The following is an 18,542-nucleotide window of genomic DNA, read 5'->3' as shown; positions in this document are numbered from 1 at the left end:
CTACTTTTATCATCTATTAAAAAATATATAAATGAATATCCAAGACATTCATAATCTGTTTTTACAATGTAAATCAGTTTCAATTGATACAAGAAAGATTGAAAAGGATTCTATGTTTTTTGCTATTAAAGGAGAGAATTTTGATGCTAATACTTTTGCGGAAGAAGCATTGAAATTAGGAGCATTATTCGTTGTTATAGACAATGAATCCTATTTTATTGACGACAGGACTATTTTGGTTAAAAACAGTTTAGAAGCATTGCAGGAATTAGCTAAATTTCATCGTGCTTATTTAAAATTGCCTATCGTAGCGTTGACAGGAAGCAATGGAAAAACGACAACCAAAGAGCTTATCAATGTGGTTCTTTCTAAGAAATACAAAACAAAGGCTACTGTTGGAAATTTAAACAATCATATTGGTGTTCCTTTAACTTTGCTTTCTTTTACTAAAGAAACAGAAATTGGAATTGTTGAAATGGGTGCAAATCATAAAAAAGAGATTGAATTTTTATGCGACATTGCACAGCCGGATTATGGCTATATTACCAATTTTGGGAAAGCGCATTTAGAAGGATTTGGCGGCGTTGAAGGCGTAATTCAAGGCAAAAGTGAAATGTATCAATATTTGGCAAAAAATGATAAAACAGCATTTGTAAATCTTGATGATTCAATTCAGATTGAAAAATCTGCTGGAATAAAGTCATTTTCTTTTGGGTTAAATAATAAAGAAGGAGATCTAAATATCAAAAAGATTGAAGCAAATCCTTTTGTTGTGATTGACTATGAAAATTTTAGTGTTGAATCGCATTTAATAGGATTATACAATTCGAATAACATAAATGCAGCAGTTTCTATTGGCCGTTATTTTAAAGTGGCTGATGAAGCAGTTAAAGAAGCAATTGAGAATTACATTCCAGAGAACAATCGATCTCAATTATTAAAAAAAGGTTCAAATCAAATTATTTTAGATGCTTATAATGCTAATCCTAGCAGTATGGCAGTTGCAATTGCTAATTTTTTGCAGTTGGATAATCAGAACAAAATAATGATTTTGGGCGATATGTTTGAATTAGGTGCAGAAAGCCCGCAAGAGCATAAAATTATCATCGAATCGCTATCAAATCAAAGTGAAGCGGTTTGTTATTTGATAGGAAAGATGTTTTATGAAAACAAAATTTCAAACGACAAACTTCAGTTTTTTGAAACATTTGATGATTTTTCTACTTATTTAAAAAATCTTCATTTTGACAATAATACAATTCTAATTAAAGGTTCCAGAGGAATGGCTTTAGAACGAACCTTGGAATATATCTCATAAAAAGAAAGCCATTCGCAACAACGAATGGCTTTTCTATTTTATTTAGATGCTCATTAGGAATCCTATTAAATTTTCTTTTTTATTTAGTCCGAGTTTTTTTCTTAGACGGTATCGGGCTAATTCAACTCCTCCAGTTGAAATATTCATAATTTCTGCGATTTCTTTTGTAGACATATTCATCAATAAATAAGTCGATAAATCAAGCTCGCGTGGTGAAATCATTGGATATTTTTCTTTTAATCTTTTTAGAAATTCGAAATGAACGTTTTTAATGTGTTTTTCTAAATCTTTCCAGCTTTTATCTGTATTTACTTCTTTTACAATACTCTTGTTAAGTTTGCTGACTTGAAACTTGGTAGAATCATCTAGTGCTTCAACGTCAATTTCTTTTAATTTGTGAATAATTCCATTTAGGATTTTATTTTTCTTTACAACTTGTAAGGAATTGTTTACTAGTTCTTTGTCTTTTGCTAAGATTTTAATCTGAAGTTTGTCATTCTTTAGTTTTTCAATTTCTTTTTCAAGATCGTATTGTTCTTGTCTGATTCTAGATTCTTTTTCAAGATATAATCTTCTTTGTTCGATTGTTTCGTAATATTTGTTTTTTCTGATCTTCATTTTTATTCTGTCAGAAATCACATAAATAGCAATAATGATAAAAATAAAGTAAATCATTAATGCCAAGAAATGTCGGTACCAAGGCGGAGAAACAGTAAATGATATTGTTGACGGCTCAGATTGAATCCCGTAACTGTTTCTTACTTTTACTTTCATTGTATATTCTCCCTCTCGCAGGTTGGTGTATTCTTTTATAGAAATGTTTGACCAATTGCTCCATTTATCATCAAAAGGCTCTAATTGGTACGAGAATTCAACATTTTCTAAATTTTCATATGTTGGAGATGAAAATGTGAAACGCACGTGATTTGAAGAATATGGAATTCGGATGTTTTCAATTTTATTCTGATTATTTCCTAAGATAATGGTGTCGCCAGGAAATGAAAAACTTCGGATAAAAGCTTTTGGTTTGGTAACAAAATTATTAAGCAATTCTGGATCGTAATGCGCTAATCCGTCTGTTAATCCAATAAAAATGTTGTTCGAATCAATTGTGTTAACAGATAAATAACTGCTTACTAGATTCCCGGTCAAATTTGAGAATGGGGCAACAATATTAGTGTAATAATTGTTTTTTTTCATCAATACACCAAGAGACTCATCAAAAGCATACCATAAATTAGACTGAGAATCTTCGGTTAGACTATTAATTATTGGAATGTTTTTGAATAATTTAGACATGTTTTTGTCTTCATAAAACAAATCCTGTTCTTTAGAATATTTATAAAAATGATTATTTGTTTGAAAATACAATTGATTATCGATTTTCTGAATACTTCCAATGTTTTTGTACTGCGATGTGAGTCGATCAATTTTTTTGATTGAAGAGAATCGTGTTAAATCACTGCTTAATGACATTCGGTAAATCGATTCGTCTTTTTTAAGCCACAAATAAGAGCCATCGAGCTCAAAACTATTTGAAGACTTATCAAATCCAATTACTTGATTTTTATGAACTAAGCCATTTGCTGTTTTTTGGAAAATGGCAAAACCGTCATAATTTGAGCCAATAAAAAAGCCCGGATGATTTGGAATGCTTTTAAAACCAAAATACCCTTTTGAGTCTATGGTATTAGTGACTCTTCCTCCTGAAATTACTAACGCACCGCGGTTATTCGAACAAATTAATTCATTGTCAATTACCTGAACATTCCAGGATTGTGCGGTTGTTCCTTCAACAAGTTTAAATGTATCCTCTTTAAAGCTGTTGTTCCATGCATGATAGAATACACCTTGATTTGTTGCTACATATAAATTCCCTTGATGGATCACAGATGCATAAACCGTACTGATGTCATAACTGAAACCAAAATAAGTAAAAGGAGAGCCTTCATTTACGAATGCGATACCATTATCAAGACCAAGCCAAAGGTTGTTTTTATTGTCTATAAAAGAAGTTAAAACGGTATTATTCTGCAGACCTTTCTTTCGATTTAAATGCTGAATTATTTTTCCATTATAATCGCAGATTGCAATTCCGTCCAAAACTGAATTTAAAACGATGAAGTTGTTGTTGATTGTAACACCGCCCAATGAGTTGTTTTTTTTGACAAAATTATTCGCTTCGGTATTCCAAGGTTTTACGGTTTGGTTTTCATAAATAAATAAGCCTTTTTCTAGTGTTATAACTAAAATTTTGTCTTTTGCCAGGCTATACATGGCCCAAATTTCAGTATTGTTAAAACTTGTTGTGTTTGGCAATGAATAAAGTTTGCCATTTTTGTATTCTAATATTCCTTTTTCAATGTCTTGAAAATAAAGCTTATTGTTTACTACAAAAGAAAATTGAAATCGTTTAGGAGCTTTTAAAATTGTCAGTTTGTTATTCTTAAAGATATAAGCTCTCGCAAAAGATTGAAAAATTACCTGATTCTCAAATGTGTGAATTTTCCAGATAAAGTCGATTATTTTGATTTTGTTTTTGTCTACTTGTTTAGATAGTGATGTGTATTGAAGTCTTCCTTTTTCATTTGGCTTAAAGTAGCCAAACTCATTATAACCGCCCACAAAAATTTTTCCGTCATTGGCAATTTTTAAACATCGTACAGAAGTTAAATTAGGAAGAGGATATTTTCTCCATGAAGAACCGTCAAACTGTAAAAGACCATTGTTGTTAGCAAAATAAAGGTTTCCATTCTTATCCTGTCCAATATTCCAGTTTTGTGTTCCTCCTTTATATTCGTTTCGCTTGTAATTTCTTACATCAGGCAGTCCAATGTTTTTAACTTGCCCAAAAAAACTGATTGTGAATAATGTAAAAAAAGTAATAATAAAATATGATTTTATCAATTTCATAATTTTTTTTCGAATTTTAAAATTTTACACGTTAAACGCTTGTTTTGTAGTGTTTTATATGTTGAGTTTCTCTACTATTTCGTTGTAGAAAGCTATTTTATTGATAAAAATAAGCAATCTTATACAACTGTAGTGTTTATTTTTACAATTAACATTTTGATAACATCTTAAATTTTGATTTTAAATAATTATAAATCAGTTATTTGTAAAAAAAATGATGTGTTTTTGTAATGTAGTAAAATTTGTTTTGATGTGTTTTTGTAGTGAAATTTACTTGTGGATAGTAAAAAATTAACATTATTATTGCATCAAATTACTAATTAATTAACCAAAATTTTTAGAAAAATGAAATTAACAAAATTATTTATTTTTTGTATTTCATCTCTGTTATTCTCGGTTATAGCTGTGGCTCAGGATGTCACAGTAAACGGAATAATAAATGATGAAAGTGGAATGCCAGTTCCTGGTGCAACTGTTGTATTAAAAGGTACAAAAAAGTCAACTGCATCAGACTTTGATGGAAAATTCCAGATTCAAGTACCGTCAAATGGTGTTTTGACAGTTACTTTTATTGGTTACAGCACAATTAACGAAGCTGTAAACGGAAGAACAAAAATTACGTTTCAATTAAAACCAGAATCACAGTCATTAAATGAGGTTGTGGTTGTTGGATACGGTACTCAAAAGAAATCAGTAGTTACTGGAGCTATTTCTAGTGTTAAAGCTGCAGATTTAGAGAAAGTACCAAACGGGCGTGTTGAACAGTCTTTACAAGGTAGAGTTGCAGGGGTTTCTGTTGCATCTACTTCTGGACAGCCTGGTTCAGCTTCGAAGGTACGTATTAGAGGTGTAACTACTTTTAGAGAAGGTGGAAATGATCCTCTATGGGTTATTGACGGTATTGCAGTAGATGCTGGTGCAATTGGTTTCATCAATCAAAGTGATATCGAATCTATCGAGGTTCTTAAAGATGCTGCTTCAGCTGCAATTTATGGTACTCGTGCTGCAACTGGGGTTATCTTAGTTACTACTAAAAAAGGAAAATCAGGTAAAATCTCTGTAAACTATAATGGATTTGCAGGTGTTTCTGCTCCAGCTAAAGTATTGAAAATGCTTGATGCTACACAGTACGGAGCAATTATGAATGAAAAATCTTTAGCAGATGGAGGTCCTATTAAATATCCAAACCCATCAGCTTTAGGTAAAGGTACTGATTGGCAAGATGCAATTTTTAATAAATCAGCTTTCAGATACACACATGAATTAAGCATCAGTGGTGGTGGAGAAAAATCTACTTTCTATGCTTCTTTTGGAATCCAAGATCAAGATGGTATTGTTACAACTGATATTTCTAACTATACAAAGAAAAATTTCCGTTTAAACTCTACTCACAAAATTTCTGAGTACTTTACTTTCGGACAAACTTTTGGTTATACACACCAAAAATCTGCTTCTCTTGGAAACACAAACAGTGAGTTTGGTGGACCTTTAAGTTCTGCTATCAACTTAGATCCTCTTACTCCATTAGTTGAAACAGATCCTGCTAAAACTAGCACTGGTTTTTATACAAATCCAAATATTGTTAGAGACGCAAATGGAAATCCTTATGGAATCTCTACTTTAGTTCAACAAGAGATGAGCAACCCATTAGCTTACACTCAAACAAGATTAGGCGGTTATAACTGGTCTGATGATTTTGTTGGAAATGCTTATTTAGAAGCTAACATTACATCTCATTTAAAATTCAGAACTACACTTGGTGGTAAATTAGCTTACTGGGGAAGCCAAGCTTTCACACCTGTTTTCTTCTTAAATCCAAACGTTAAAGCTGATAAAAACAATTTAAATCAGAATAATGAAAATTCATTTGCTTGGACTGTTGAAAACATTTTAACTTATTCTAATAAATTTGGTGATCATACAGTAAATGTATTAGCTGGACAAGGTGCTTATGTAGAGAATATCGGAAAAGCTGTTAATACTACAATGTTCGGACTTCCAATTTCTAGCTATAAAGATGCTTCTTGGAATTTTGATATTCCTCAAACAGATAGAGCAACAACAACAAGCGATAAAACAGAGCATAAATTAGCTTCATTGTTTTTACGTGGAAACTATGATTTCATGGAGAAATACCTTTTCACTGGTATCGTTCGTCGTGATGGATCAACTCGTTTTGGTGAAAATAAAAAATTCGGAGTTTTCCCTTCATTCTCTTTAGGATGGGTTATTTCGAAAGAAGGATTCTGGAATGAAAATAATGTAGTTAATACATTAAAATTGCGTGGAGGTTACGGAGTTGTTGGTAACGATAACATCGATAATTTCAAATATAGAGCTTTAGTAGTCGGAGGTTACAACTATGCAGTAGGGAATTCTGGAAATATCACAACTGGTTACGGAAACTCTACTTTGCCTAATGCTGATTTAGGATGGGAAGAAACTGCACAAACAACAATTGGTCTTGATGCAAAATTGTTCAATGATTTCACACTTACTGCAGATTACTACAAAAAAACAACTAAAGGAATCTTAAGAGATGTTGTTATTCCTGGATATGTAGGAGTTGTTACTGCACCTTCTGCAAATATCGCAGATATGAATAACAGTGGTTTTGAGATTGAATTAGGTTACAAGAAAAGACTTGGTGATTTTAACTTAGGAGTTAACGGTAACGTTGCTTACTTGAAAAACGAAATCACTTATGTAGGTTCATCTACAAACTACATTGTTGGAGATGCTAGCTTCCAGTCTATGGGACCTGTAACAAGAACTCAAGTAGGACATTCTTTCAACGAATTCTATGGTTACAAAACTGCAGGTATCTTCCAAAATGAAGCTGAAGTTGCAGCTTACAAAAATGCAGGTGGAGGTTTAATCCAGCCAAATGCTAAGCCTGGAGATTTCCGTTGGGTTGATACAAATGGTGATGGAGCTATTTCTGATGATGATAAACAATTCTTAGGAACTAACTTGCCTAAATATACTTTTGGTCTTACAGTAAACTTAGATTACAAAAACTTTGATTTCATGGCATTTGCTCAAGGATCAGCAGGAAGTAAAATTTTCCAAGGGTTAAGAAGACTTGATGTCTTGAATGCAAACTACCAGACAAAAGCTTTAGAGCGTTGGGTTGGTGAAGGAACTTCAGATGATTATCCAAGATTAAGTAATAACGATCCAAATAAAAACTTCACTAACATGTCTGATTTTTATTTAGAAAATGGAAATTACTTACGTTTAAAAATCGTTCAGGTTGGTTACACAATGCCAAGTGCTATATCATCTAAAATTGGTTCAGATAAAGTTCGTTTTTACCTAACAGGAGAAAACTTAATCACGTTCACTAAATATACTGGATATGACCCAGAAATTGGAGGTCAGGTTTATGGTGTAGATAAAGGAGTTTATCCACAGGCTAGATCTATTTTGTTTGGTGCAAACATTCAATTTTAAAAATTAAAGAATTATGAAAACTAAAAATTTTAAATACATATATATTGCTTTGGCAATGGCAGCTTTAGGATCTTGTTCTGAAGATTTCGTAACCATTGACCCAAAAGGACAATTTGACACGAGTACTTACTTTTCTAATGAATCAGAGTGTTATGCTGCTTTGATGGGAACCTATGATCCAATTAGAAAAAATACAGGTGGTTTTGAAAATTTAGTAGCAATGCTAAATGCTGGATCTGATGATTTTTATGCTGGTGGAGGAGGTCCTACAGATGGAACTGGAATTCAGAATTTCTCTACGCATTCACTTACGTCTATCATCATTCCAGGAAGTTTTTGGGGTGATCATTATCAAGGTGTTTCAAGAGCAAATCTTTTGATTGAAAAACTTCCAGCAGCTCCTATGGATGCTGCAAAGAAAAGCAGATTTACAGCTGAGGCAAAAACACTTCGTGCACTTTACTATTTCAACTTAGTAAGATTGTTTAAAAATATTCCTTTAATCTTGGAATCTTTAAACACAGGAACTATTTATAGCCCAGAGCAAGCTACGCCAGAAGCAGTTTACGCACAAATCGAAAAAGATTTGCTTGAAGCAATTCCTGCTTTACCAAATACTGTTGATGTAGCAACTGAAGGTGGAAGATTTAATAAAGGTGCTGCACAAGCATTACTAGGAAAAGTATATTTATTTGAAGGTAAAAAGCCTGAAGCTGCTGCAGTTTTGGCTCAAGTAAATGGTACTCCTGGACAAACAAATCAATACGGAAATAAATTGTTGGCTGATTTCAACGATTTATGGAAAGTTTCAAACAAATTCAATGCAGAGTCTTTAATTGAAGTATCTCACTCTAGTGCAGGTAACTCAAACTGGGATTTCTGGGGTTCTGGAAGAGATGAAGGAAACTCATTAAACGTTATGGTTGGACCTAGAGGTTATGCTAAAAAAGGATCTAACGCGCCAGATCTTCCAGCAGGATGGAGTTTTAGTGTTCCTACTCAAAAATTGTATGATTTCATGAAAAACGATCCACGTTTTGGTGCTACAATTCTTGACGTAAAAGCACTTAAAGCGGCAGGTGAAGCTGATTATATTGGTGGTTACCAAGATACAGGTTATTTCTTGAACAAATTCCTTCCAAGAACAGGTGATGTTCGTACAGGTGGAGGTGCTGCAGAGTTAAACTACAAACAAGATTCTTACATCATCAGACTTGCTGATACGTACTTAATGGAAGCAGAGGCTTTAGGGTCTGGACCAAGAGCTCAGGCATTACTTGATGCAGTTAGAAAAAGAGTTGGATTAGCATCTGTTCCTGTAACATTAGACGCGATTAAAGCTGAAAGAAGAATGGAGTTAGCTGGTGAAGGACATAGATTTTTTGATTTAGTAAGATGGGGAGATGCAGCTGCTGCATTATCTGATAGAGGTTTCAATGCTGGTACAGATGAGATTTTCCCAATACCATACACTGAACTTAATGGTACTAAATTGAAACAAAATCCTAACTACCAATAGTAGAATTAACCACAAAAACCGAAAAAAAATGAACCTAAATATAAATTTGAAAAGAAGTGTATACCTAATGCTAGCTTTAGCATTAGGAACACTATCAAGCTGTAGTGACGATGTAAATCCTAATACTTTAGTTGCTTCAAACGTTGATGCCTCATTTACTTTTACACCAGTAGCTGGTGCAGTAAATACTTACCTTGCAGTTGCACAGACTAAAGGTGTAATCTCATCAATGTGGGATACAGGTACTGGTGCTTCTCCAGGAAAAATGACGGAGACTATTGTTCTTCCAGATGCGGGAACTTATACTATTACACATACTGCTATTGGAGCAGGAGGGGCAACAGGTACTGCAAACACTCAAGTGGTTGTGGCAACTTCAGACCCTGTAAAAGGTAACCTTGTAAAAGGTGGTTCTTTTGCAACTGCTGCTGATCAAGCTAACTGGAAAAAAGTTATTTATAAGCCAAATAGCGATTGGACATATAGTGCAAAAGGAGCTACTGTAACTGGTGATCATGCTGGAATCTACCAAGCAATTGACGTTATTAAAGACAAAGAATATACAATTGACATGGTTATGTCTGGTGGTGCTTCAAAAGATATGTGGTTTGAGGTTTATGCTGGCAAAACTGATCCGGCTACAGTTTCTGGTGATTATGCTGATGGCGGAAAAGTAATGGGACTTAATACTTGGGATGGTTGTGGAAACACTACTATTTCTGGTAAACTATCTGCTATAGGATGTACTAAAAATGTAAAACTAGATAAAATCAGTAATGTTGTAAAATTTGATATTACAGGTAAAATTTATTTAATGATTAGATGCGGTGGTGGAATTGCTCCGGGCGGTATCACAATCAAAGGCGTGGAATTACGCGGAAAATAATAAAGTTAAGTTAAGTTTAAGTTTGGTTGTAAATAGCCCATAATCGTTATGAGTATGGGCTATTTTTTAAATCCTTCCTTAAGCTGTCAGAAAATGAGTTTTCTGAGAACTTGTAATTAGAAATAATATAATAAGGAAAGAATGAAAAATAATAGTTTAAAAATTCTATGTTTTTTGTTTTCAGTGGCTGCTTTTGCCCAGCCCAAAGCAAAAAAAGAATTTACAACCAACGGAAAAAAAGTAACCGTATATACGACAGCTGAGAATTCTAATTTAAGATTAACTTCTACCGATAATTTAACTTTTTCAGCATCAAAACAGCCTCTTGAAGTAGAATCATCTGTATTTGTTGAACCTTCAAAAAAGTTCCAAACTTTCATGGGAATTGGCGGTGCGATTACTGACGCGAGTGCCGAAATTTTTGCTAAACTTTCTAAAGAAAAACAAGCAGAATTCTTAAATGCTTACTACGATAAACAAAAAGGAATTGGCTATTCTTTGCTAAGAACAACGATACAGAGTTCTGATTTTAGCAGTGGAAGCTATTCTTATATCAAAGAAGGCGATAAGGATTTAAAAACCTTTTCTATTGAGCATGACAGACAATTTCGTATTCCGTTAATCAAACAGGCTATTGCAAAAGCTGGTGGGAAATTAACAACTTATGTTGCTCCATGGTCACCAAATGCTTTTATGAAAGACAATAAGAATGTCCTTAAAGGCGGAACATTATTGCCTGAATATTATCAGACTTGGGCTAATTTTTATGCCAAATTTATAAAAGAATATGAGAAAGAAGGAATTCCTATTTGGGGAACTTCAACTCAAAATGAGCCAATGGCGGTTCAAACTTGGGAATCTTGTATTTATACTGCCGAAGCCGAAAGAGATTTTATCAAAAACTTTCTTGGACCAACTTTGAAAAAAGAAAAACTAGGCGATGTAAAAATCATTGTTTGGGATCATAACCGTGATTTAATGAACTACAGAGCAAATGTTATTTATTCTGATCCAGAAGCTTCAAAGTATGTTTGGGGAATGGGTTTTCACTGGTATGAAAACTGGTCTGGCGGAGCATCAATGTTTGATAATGTTGGAAAAGTACACGAAGCATATCCAAATAAAGGTCTTTTATTTACTGAAGGATGCGTTGAAAAATTTGATGCCAAAAAATATCAGTTTTGGGGTAACGGCGAAAGATACGGTATTTCGATGATTAATGATTTTAATAATGGAACAGCCGGCTGGACGGATTGGAACATTCTTTTAGATCAAAACGGAGGCCCTAACCACGTAGGTAACTTTTGTTTTGCACCAATTCACGCAGATACAACAACTGGTGAATTGATTTATACACCGTCTTATTATTACATCGGACATTTTTCGAAATTCATTCACTTAAATGCAGTTCGTGTTAGTACTGCAGTGAGCAGAAGTGCTTTATTGAGTACTTCATTTTTAAATACTGATGGAACAATGGCAACAATTGTCATGAACCAGTCAGACAAAGAGATTACCTATAACTTAATTATAGCTGCTGAAAAGACTGTAGTTAAGATTCCTGCGCATGCTATACAAACACTTGTATATTAATATTATTTGTAAATAATGAGGGTTGATCTGAATCATCCAAATTGACCCTCAATTTACTTTTTCTTAATTAAATCGTTTTTTGAAAGTACAATGAAAGCCATAAGCAGCATTTTAATCGTCCCAATACTATTACTGCAATTTAGTTGTAATTCATCAAAAATTGCAGATGCTTCTGCGGTTTCTGGTTCCAAATCAAATAAAAAAATAGCGGTTTACACTACAGCCGAAAACACCAATTTTAAATTATCATTATCGAATAATTTAATTTCGAACAACACTACACAACAAACAATTTCATCAGTTTCTATCAATGTAGATCCTGAACATACAGATCAGACTTTCCTTGGAATTGGAGGTGCAATTACAGATGCAAGTGCTGAAGTTTTTGCCAAATTATCTCCAAAAAAACAACAGGAATTTCTAGACGCTTACTACGACAAAAACAAAGGAATTGGTTATTCATTAGCCAGAACCAACATCCATAGCTGTGATTTTAGCAGCGACAGTTATACTTATATTGCTGAAGGTGACAAGGAATTAAAAACCTTCAATATTGACCACGATCGAAAATACAGAATTCCACTTTTAAAGAAAGCAATTGAAACAGCCGGCGGGAAACTAACGTTATTTGTCAGTCCGTGGAGTCCCCCAGCTTTCATGAAAGACAATAATGATATTTTGCACGGCGGCGTTTTATTGCCGGAATTTGCTCAGTCATGGGCTAATTATTACGTGAAATTTATAAATGCATACGAAAAAGAAGGTATTCCAATTTGGGGATTAACCATTCAAAATGAGCCAATGGCAAAACAAAGATGGGAATCTTGTATTTATACTCCTGAAGCTGAAAGAGATTTCTTGAAAAATTTCCTCGGACCAACTTTGCAAAAAGAAGGACTTGCCTCAAAAAATGTAATTATTTGGGATCACAATCGCGGCGAAATGCTTGAAAAACGTGCCAATCTTGTTTTCTCTGATTCTGAAGTTTCAAAATTTGCATGGGGAATCGGATTTCACTGGTACGAAACTTGGGGTGGCGGACCGCCAAGATTTGAATCTGTGGGTGAAGTTCATAAAGCTTTTCCAAATAAAGGACTTTTATTTACAGAAGGCTGTATTGAAAAATTTGATGCCACAAGATTTCAGTTTTGGGGAAATGCCGAACGTTACGGTCTTAACATGATTAATGATTTTAATAACGGAACAGTAGGCTGGACAGACTGGAATATTCTTCTAGATCAAAACGGAGGTCCAAATCATGTTGGCAATTTTTGTTTTGCGCCAATTCACGCCGATGTTACAAAAGATGAATTAATCTACACGCCAATGTATTATTATATTGGGCATTTCTCAAAATTCATTCATGCAAATGCAAAACGCATAGCACAGACCATTAGTGATAAAACCCTTTTAAGTACGTCATTTAAAAATACCGACGGAAAAATCGCCACTATTGTGATGAACCAATCCGATAAAGATGTTGTATACAATTTAACCAGCAACACTTTAAAAACCACTATTACTATCCCTGCACACGCTATTCAAACGATTGTTTACTAGCGTACTATTAACTAAAAAAACTATAAAAATGAACCTCAATTTAAAAACCACTATAAAAGCATTATTTTTTGCTTCGGCAATATTTGCTCAGGTAAAATGTTCCTCTTCAAATGACGCTACAGATCCAGGACCAGTAACTCCTCCGGTTGTGACTCCTCCGGTGACAGTAACAAATGACGTTGATTTTTGGCTGACGAAAAGCAATCAAAGTGTTCTTTTGGCTAAGCAAAGTACAACATTAGGGTTTGGAACGACTTATAATACGTTCGCAAACATTGTAGTCGATGAAGCAATAAAATATCAAACGGTTGATGGTTTTGGATATACACTTACTGGTGGAAGTGCCGATGTAATCAATCAGATGACTCCGCCAAAGAAAAGTGCACTTTTACAAGAACTTTTTGGTTCAGGCGAAACTTCAATTGGAATTAGTTACATCAGAATCAGTATTGGAGCTTCAGATTTAAATGCTTCTCCTTTTACATATGACGATCTTGCAACAGGTGAAACGGATTTGGATTTGGCAAAATTTAGTTTAGACAAGGACAAAGCAGGTGTAATTGCTCTTTTGAAAGAAATTCTGGCAATCAATCCTAAGATTTTAATTTTAGCAACTCCATGGTCAGCTCCTCTTTGGATGAAAGATAAAGACAGTTTTATTGGAGGAAAATTACAGACAAAATATTATGATGTTTACGCTAAATATTTTGTGAAATACATTCAGCAAATGAAAGCGGAAGGTATTACAATTGATGCAGTAACACCACAAAACGAACCATTGCATGATGGTAATAACCCAAGTATGTATATGTCTGCAACAGAGCAGAAAAATTTCATAAAAACAAGTTTAGGTCCTGCATTTAAGGCGGCTGCACTTAAAACAAAAATTATTGCTTACGATCACAACTGTGATCAACCAAGTTATCCAAAAGAAGTTTTGGCTGACGCCGATGCATTTCCTTTCGTAGATGGTTCAGCATTTCATTTATATGCTGGCGATATTAGTGCACTTTCAAATGTGTACAATGCGTTTCCAACTAAAAATGTGTATTTCACTGAGCAATGGACTTCGTCAGCAGGAGAATTTGGAGGCGATTTAAAATGGCATCTTAAAAATGTAGTGATTGGTTCTATGAGAAATTACAGTAAGAATGCATTAGAATGGAATTTAGCTAATAATGGTTCATTCGAACCTCATACTTCGGGCGGATGTAATATGTGCAAGGGTGCTTTAACAGTAACTTCAAGTGAAACTTTTCAGCGTAATGTTGCCTATTATATTATTGCTCATGCATCGAAATTTGTTCCAGCTGGTTCTGTTAGAATTGGAAGTAATATTAGCGGAAATCTTCAAAATGTTGCTTTTATTACGCCAACAGGCTCAAAAGTTTTAATTGTTGAAAACGACGGAGCTGATATGGAAATGTTCAATATTAAATTCAATGATAAATGGGTTACCGTTACACTTGATGGTGGATCGGTAGGAACATTTACTTGGAAATAATAACACAATTCAGAATACAGAAATAACAAGTTTTCAGCATGAAAAAAATAATTACAGGAGCATTGCTTTTATTGACTGCTGCTTCATTTGGACAAGGTTTTTTGCATAGAGACGGACAAAATATTGTTGACGGAAACGGCAAAAATATAATTTTAAGAGGTCTAGGTCTTGGCGGCTGGATGGTTCAGGAAGGATACATGCTGCAGACACAGCCATTCGCGAGTCCGCAATATCAAATTAAGCAAAAAATTCAGGACGTTATTGGCGAGCAGGGAACGAAAGAGTTTTATGCCGCTTATAAAGCAAACGGAATTACAAAACGTGATGTTGATTCATTGGCAAAATGGGGCTTCAACTCGATTCGCCTTCCAATGCATTACAATTTATATACACCATCAATTCAGGAAGAAAAAAATGGTGAAATTACCTTTTTGGAAGAAGGTTTCGCAATGACCGATAATTTATTGAAATGGTGTGCCGAAAATAAAATGTACCTGATTTTAGATTTGCACGCTGCTCCGGGCGGTCAGGGAAATGACGCTGCGATATCTGATTACGATACTACAAAACCATCACTTTGGAACAGTGAAGCCAATCAGAAAAAAATGATTGCTTTATGGAAAAAACTGGCTTCTCGTTATAGAGATAATCCTTGGATTGGTGCTTATGATATTATTAATGAGCCAAACTGGAACTTTACCGGAACCAATAAAAACGGCTGCGACGAAAATTCAAACGGACCGTTGAGAGATTTATTGGTTGCCGTAACAAAAGCGATTCGCGAAGTGGATACCAACCATATGGTTATTATTGAAGGAAATTGCTGGGGTAATAACTACAACGGAATTTTTCCTTTATGGGATGAAAATATGGCATTAAGTTTCCACAAATATTGGAACTATAATACTGTAGGTTCAATTCAGAAAATGTTGGATTACAGAAAACAATACAATGTGCCAATTTGGTTAGGAGAAAGCGGAGAAAATTCAAATGTTTGGTTTAAGGATGTTCTGACTTTGGTAGAAGGAAACAATATTGGATGGGCTTTTTGGCCAATGAAAAAAATCGAGAATATTGCTGGAGTAACTTCGGTAACAAAAATTCCAGAATACGATGTTTTATTGAAATATTGGAAAGATGGAGGTCAAAAACCAACTCCCGAATTTGCAAAGAAAACGTTGATGAAAATGGCTGATAATTACAAAATGGAGAACGTAACGGTTAAGCCAGATGTAATCGATGCGATGTTCAGACAAGTTCAGACAAACGACACAAAACCGTATAAAAAGCATATTATTCCGGGAAAAATTGCCGCAACGCAATATGATTTAGGAACAAACGAATATGCTTATTCTGATAAAGATTTTATAAACTACAGAGTTGAAACTGGAAAATTTGATGAGTGGAATAAAGGAAATACCATGAGAAACGATGGTGTAGATATCATGTCTTGCAAAGATGCTGGATCAAATGGTTATCAGGTTTCTTTTATTGAAGATGGGGAATGGCTGCAGTTTACATCTGAAGTCAAAAAACAAAATAAATATAAAGTTGCGATTCGTTATTCAAGTGAAAAAACAGAAGGAAAACTGCATTTTGAAACAGCTGACGGAAAAAAATCAGAATCAATTGTACTTCCTGCAACTGGAGGAAATGACAAATGGAAAACGATTGTTTTGTCTGGAGTAGAATTACAAGCAGGAACAAATAAAATCAAAGCTGTTTTTGAAAAAGGAGGCTTCAATTTGAATTATTTAGATTTTTCTGAAGCAAAAAAATAAGCATTAAAACTATAAACTAACCAAAAACCAAAACCAATGAAACTATATAATGTAATAAAGAAAACAGGTTTTTTGCTAGCCTTGCTGTTTGTCAGTCAGTCTTGTAGCAGCGGAAACGATGCCAGCGATGAGACGCCTATTGCAACAGCACCTTCAAATCTTTCTGTTACGGTAGAAGTAATTGGTAAAACTGCTGATAAACCTAACGGTGACGGCAGCGGAAAAGTAAAACTTACAATTACGGCATCAAACGCAACGTCGTATAAAGTGGTGATAGATAATAAGTCACAAGATATCACAGCGGGTGACTTGACGTATGAATTTACAACTTCTGGAACTAAAAATTATCCAATTATAGTTTCTGCATATAACGGATTACAGTTTGTAAGCACAACAACTTCGGTAGATGTTTTTGTAGCTCGAAAATTACTTTGGGCTGACGAATTTGATGTAAATGGTGCGCCAAACACTTCAAAATGGGGTTACAATACAGGAACAGGAAACGGCTGGGGAAATAACGAATTAGAATATTATACCACTCGCCCTGAAAATGTGATTGTTGAAAACGGAATTTTAAAAATTAAAGCAATTAAAGAAGAATATATGGGAAGCCATTATACTTCGGCAAGAATGCTTACAAAAGGAAAATTCTCGTTCAAATACGGACGTGCTGAAGTTCGTGCGAAATTGCCAGTTGGAGGCGGAACATGGCCGGCTTTCTGGATGTTGGGCGATAATATTGATACAGCTCCTTGGCCAGCGTGCGGTGAAGTTGATATTTTAGAATCGGTTGGAAATAATCCAAATGTCAATCATTCTTCCCTGCATTCACCGGGACGTTCAGGGAATACTCCTGATACTGCTATAACAACAGTTCCAAATTCAGCAACAGAATTTCATGTTTATGCTGCAGAATGGAGTCCGCAAAGCATTAAGTTTTATGTCGATGATAATTTATTTTATACATATGGAAACACGAGTTCGTCACCATTTAATGCCAACTTTTTCTTGATTTTAAATCTGGCAATGGGAGGGAATTTTGGTGGAACAGTGGATCCGAATTTTACTAATGCAACTTTTGAAGTTGACTATGTCAGAGTGTACAATTAACATTAATTTTAAACTGTAAAGCTTCGTAAATACTAGCTTTACAGATTAAAATTTTTTAAAATATGAAAAAGACAAGTAAAATCATTTTAGTAGTATTCCTACTTTTAGCAAGTAACTCATTTTTTGGTCAGAATTTAAAAATTATGACTTATAATATTCGTTTAGATGTAGCATCAGACGGAGAAAATGCTTGGCCAAATCGAAAGGATTATTTTGCTTCACAGATACAATTTTACAGCCCTGATATTTTTGGAGTTCAGGAAGCGACTCCAAATCAGGTTACAGATATTGCTTCGGCTTTGCCAAATTATAACAGATTTGGAGTAGGAAGAGAAGAGGGTGGAACAGGAGAAGCCTGCACGATTTATTATAAAAAAGATCGTTTTAAAGTTCAGGAATCAAATACATTTTGGTTGTCTGAAACGCCTGATAAAGTTTCAAGAGGCTGGGATGCCGCTTGCAATAGAGTTTGTACGTATGGTCTTTTTAAAGATTTAAAAACTAAAAAAGTATTCTATGTTTTTAATCTGCATTTGGATCATATGGGAGAGGTTGCAAGAGTAAAAGGTGTTGAACTTGTTTTGTCAAAAATTCAAACAATCAACGCAAAAAAATATCTTGTTTTTTTAATGGGAGATTTTAATTCGGAGCCGGATACGAAACAAATTGCTTCGGTGAAAAAAGTAATGGATGATACGAAAGAGGTTTCAATAGAAAAACCTTTTGGACCATCTGGAACATTCAATGATTTTAAACATGACAAACCTGTAACATTATTGATTGATTACATTTTTGTTTCAAAAAATAGCGGACTAAAGATTTATAAACATGCAGTTTTAAGTGATTCTAAAGATTTAAAATATCCTTCAGATCATTTACCTGTTTTAATAGAAGTAGATTAA

Annotated in this window: 11 protein-coding genes; 10 read left to right on the top strand and 1 reads right to left on the bottom strand. The window is 34.1% G+C overall.

Annotation, left to right across the window (positions count from 1 at the left end; genetic code table 11):
• Positions 1-31 precede the first annotated feature (31 nt).
• A complete protein-coding gene (murF, locus tag GKZ88_RS04905; protein WP_155101292.1) occupies positions 32-1,318 on the top strand; it encodes a UDP-N-acetylmuramoyl-tripeptide--D-alanyl-D-alanine ligase in 1,287 nt (428 codons plus the stop codon).
• 42 nt (positions 1,319-1,360) lie between these two features.
• Here the strand turns inward: murF and GKZ88_RS04900 are convergent, their stop codons facing one another.
• Positions 1,361-4,231, bottom strand: a complete 2,871-nt coding sequence (locus tag GKZ88_RS04900) for a triple tyrosine motif-containing protein (protein WP_155101291.1) — start codon at positions 4,229-4,231, stop codon at positions 1,361-1,363.
• 345 nt (positions 4,232-4,576) lie between these two features.
• On the opposite strand from GKZ88_RS04900, the gene GKZ88_RS04895 reads away from it, so the two are divergent.
• From GKZ88_RS04895 to GKZ88_RS04855, 9 genes are all read left to right on the top strand, one after another.
• Positions 4,577-7,687 carry a TonB-dependent receptor gene (locus GKZ88_RS04895; RefSeq protein WP_155101290.1) on the top strand — a complete coding sequence of 1,037 codons (3,111 nt, stop codon included), beginning with the start codon at positions 4,577-4,579 and terminating at the stop codon, positions 7,685-7,687.
• Between the two features lie 13 nt (positions 7,688-7,700).
• Positions 7,701-9,206: a RagB/SusD family nutrient uptake outer membrane protein gene (locus tag GKZ88_RS04890; protein WP_155101289.1), complete on the top strand. Its 1,506-nt coding sequence runs from the start codon at positions 7,701-7,703 to the stop codon at positions 9,204-9,206.
• Between the two features lie 28 nt (positions 9,207-9,234).
• On the top strand, positions 9,235-10,092 hold the full coding sequence (locus GKZ88_RS04885; protein ID WP_155101288.1) for a hypothetical protein: 858 nt from the start codon (positions 9,235-9,237) through the stop codon (positions 10,090-10,092).
• A gap of 141 nt (positions 10,093-10,233) precedes the next feature.
• A complete protein-coding gene (locus tag GKZ88_RS04880) occupies positions 10,234-11,685 on the top strand; it encodes a glycoside hydrolase family 30 protein (RefSeq protein WP_155101287.1) in 1,452 nt (483 codons plus the stop codon).
• A gap of 90 nt (positions 11,686-11,775) precedes the next feature.
• Positions 11,776-13,245, top strand: a complete 1,470-nt coding sequence (locus GKZ88_RS04875) for a glycoside hydrolase family 30 protein (RefSeq protein WP_155101286.1) — start codon at positions 11,776-11,778, stop codon at positions 13,243-13,245.
• A gap of 28 nt (positions 13,246-13,273) precedes the next feature.
• On the top strand, positions 13,274-14,749 hold the full coding sequence (locus GKZ88_RS04870; protein ID WP_155101285.1) for a glycoside hydrolase family 30 beta sandwich domain-containing protein: 1,476 nt from the start codon (positions 13,274-13,276) through the stop codon (positions 14,747-14,749).
• 38 nt (positions 14,750-14,787) lie between these two features.
• The gene (locus GKZ88_RS04865; protein WP_155101284.1) at positions 14,788-16,530 is read left to right on the top strand and encodes a cellulase family glycosylhydrolase; all 1,743 of its coding nucleotides are present in this window, start codon (positions 14,788-14,790) and stop codon (positions 16,528-16,530) included.
• Positions 16,531-16,566: 36 nt separating this feature from the next.
• A complete protein-coding gene (locus GKZ88_RS04860; protein ID WP_155101283.1) occupies positions 16,567-17,640 on the top strand; it encodes a glycoside hydrolase family 16 protein in 1,074 nt (357 codons plus the stop codon).
• Positions 17,641-17,702: 62 nt separating this feature from the next.
• Positions 17,703-18,542 (top strand): endonuclease/exonuclease/phosphatase family protein, encoded by an 840-nt coding sequence (locus GKZ88_RS04855; protein ID WP_155101282.1) that lies wholly within the window; start codon positions 17,703-17,705, stop codon positions 18,540-18,542.

Source organism: Flavobacterium sp. LC2016-01, from assembly GCF_009711135.1.
Lineage (GTDB): Bacteria > Bacteroidota > Bacteroidia > Flavobacteriales > Flavobacteriaceae > Flavobacterium.
This window is presented reverse-complemented; position numbering and strand designations above follow the sequence as displayed.